The following is a 2,587-nucleotide window of genomic DNA, read 5'->3' as shown; positions in this document are numbered from 1 at the left end:
TTCGACGCTCATCCGCGACTGGCCATCATCATCGGCCATATGGGCGAAGGCCTGCCCTATTCGATGTGGCGGGTCGACAACCACAACAAGTGGATGAGCGAGCAGAACCGCTACCCGGCGAAACGCAAGATCGCCGAGTATTTCAGCGACAACTTCTACATCACGACGTCGGGCAACTTCCGCACCCAGACACTGATCGACGCGATGCTGGAGATCGGCGCGGACCGGATCCTGTTCTCGGCCGACTGGCCGTTCGAGAACATCGACCACGCCTCGGCCTGGTTCGACACCAGCGCCATCTCGGAAAACGACCGCCAGAAGATCGGCCGTGACAATGCCCGGGGGCTCTTCCGGCTGTAGGTCACGGCCGGACCAATTGCCGGAAACAGGGCAAACAATTCATCAATCGGGAGGGACGGCATGAGTGCGGTGAGCGGGATCGATGTGCATGAAGAGCTGGCGGGGGCCGAAATCGGCCCCTTCCACAAGACCCTGGGCATCCTGATCGCCCTGATCACGCTGTTCGACGGCTACGACACCTTCAACCCGGCCTATGTCATCCACTATGTGGCGCAGCCCTGGGGGCTGGGGCCGGGGCAGGCGGGCTTCCTCGTCAGCTCCGGCCTGATCGGCTTCCTGGTCGGCGCCGCCGGCCACGGCATGGTGGCCGACCGCTTCGGCCGGCGCGGCACCTTGATCGCCGGCCTGTGGATCGTCAACGTCTTCACCCTGCTGACGGCGCTGCTGGCCACGGATTTCTGGAGCTATTGCGGCCTGCGGGTGCTGACCGGAATCGGCCTCGGCGTGCTGCTGCCGCTGGCCACCACCTATATCAACGAGCTGGCGCCGCGGCGGGTCAGCAATAGGTTCTCGCTGTGGGGCGTCGCGCTCGGCTGGTCGGCCGGCGGCATGTGCGCCGGCCTGGTCGGCGTGTTCCTGACCCCGATCTATGGCTGGCAGGTGCTGTACTATCTCGGCGTGCTGTCGCTGCCGCTGACCTTCGTGGTCCAGGCCATCCTGCCGGAAAGCCCGAAATTCCTGGCCGCCAGCGGCCGCACCGACGCGCTGCGCGACCTGCTCGGCAAGCTGCGGCCGGACCGGCGGGCGGCCTATGCCGGCGCCAGCTTCCACGTCGCCGAACGCCCGGCCGCGGGCAACCCGATCGCCGGCCTGCTGGTGCCGCGCTATCGCCGCACCTCGATCACGATCTGGCTGACCGCCTTCCTCAGCCTGTTCGCGATCTTCGGCCTCACCGGCTGGGTCCCGACCGTGATGATGCAGCGCGGCGAGACCTTCGCGGCTTCCTTCGCCTTCGGCGCGCTGATGCAGGCGGCCTCGTTCCTCGGCGGTCTGCTGCTGGCGCTGCTGGCCGACCGGCGCCTGGCCCTGGCACCGCGCTACCTCGCGGCGTGGTGGGCGATCGGCGGGCTCGGGGTGATATCCCTGGTGTTCGTTGGCGGCCATGCGGTGAACATCGGCATCGTCACCCTGGCCGGCTTCTGCATCGTCGGCGCCCAGCATGTGCTGAACAACTTCACCGCCGGCTCCTATGACACCGAGGTGCGCGCCAGCGCCGTCGGCATGGAGCTGGGCGTCGGCCGGGTCGGGGCCGTGCTCGGCCCCTTCGTCGCCGGCCTGCTGCAGCAGGCGACCGGTGGGCCGCAGGGGGTGTTCTGGGCGATCGGCTGTGCCGCCTTGATCGCCGCCTGCTCCATCGGCTCGCTCGGCTGGCGCGCCGCATCGGCGCCGGTCGGCGCCGATGCGGTGGCCGGCGGCTAGCCCGCCTCCGGCATCGCCTTCCGGATCCAGCCCTGGAAGGCGCGCAGGTTGATCTCCTTCTCGCCCAGCACGCCGGTGCCGTATGCGCTGCCGGCGAGGCCTTGCTGCACCGATCGGATCAGTGCTGCATCCTCGTCATGCACCCGGTTGTTCACCCGCAGGTTCAGCCGCCGCGTCACCTGCATGGCGCGGCGGTCGTCCGGCCGGGCATAGGCCCGCCAGCGCAGGGTCGACCGGCCGGGGCCGGCGGGCAGGATGTGGAAATAATCCAGCATGTCCGATACAGCTCCAGCGACACCGCCGGGTACAGGAACAGGTAGGTCCAGCGCCGCTTCAGCGCCTCCGGCAGGTGCGGCACGTCGGGCAGCACCCGGCCATAGGCGCGGGTCGACCAGCCGCCATCCGGATCGCGGCGCAGCGCATGGCTCAGCCGGATGGTCCGGGTCTCGTCATCCGGCTCGCGGTCATAGGCGCCGGACATCAGCCCGAACAGGCCGGGATGGCCGGTCGGGAAGTGGTAGTCCTCGAGATAGTTGTCCCAGACGTTCTTCCAGTCGGCGTCGATCTCGCCGATCCAATAGTCGGCGATCGGCACCATCTCCTCGATCCGGTGCGCCGCCAGTTCGGCGGCATAGGGGGCATAGCGTTCGGCCACCGACGGGCCGCCGGAGGCGAAGCGCAGGAAGACGAAGCCGGCGAACACCTCGCTGTCCAGCGGCACCAGGCTCAGGCCCGAGGTGTCGATCTCCGGAAAGGACTTGGCCGCCGCGACGGCGCGCAGCCGCCCGTCCCAGGCATAGCACCAGGC

The 2,587-nt window shown here is 68.7% G+C and carries 2 protein-coding genes and 1 pseudogene; 2 read left to right on the top strand and 1 reads right to left on the bottom strand.

What is annotated here, in order from left to right; all coding sequences use genetic code 11:
• Both AC3XYG_RS14440 and AC3XYG_RS14435 read left to right on the top strand, forming a co-directional pair.
• A partial coding sequence (locus AC3XYG_RS14440; protein WP_489140535.1) for an amidohydrolase family protein occupies nt 1–360 on the top strand: 360 nt, incomplete at its 5' end.
• 60 nt (nt 361–420) lie between these two features.
• Nucleotides 421–1,779: an MFS transporter gene (locus AC3XYG_RS14435; RefSeq protein WP_489140534.1), complete on the top strand. Its 1,359-nt coding sequence runs from the start codon at nt 421–423 to the stop codon at nt 1,777–1,779.
• On the opposite strand, the pseudogene AC3XYG_RS14430 reads toward AC3XYG_RS14435, so the two are convergent.
• Nucleotides 1,776–2,377: pseudogene (locus AC3XYG_RS14430) on the bottom strand (RHO alpha subunit C-terminal catalytic domain-containing protein). The gene AC3XYG_RS14435 and the pseudogene AC3XYG_RS14430 overlap by 4 nt on opposite strands.
• Nucleotides 2,378–2,587: the final 210 nt, after the last annotated feature.

The sequence above is a fragment of the Inquilinus sp. genome (assembly GCF_057815775.1).
This window is presented reverse-complemented; position numbering and strand designations above follow the sequence as displayed.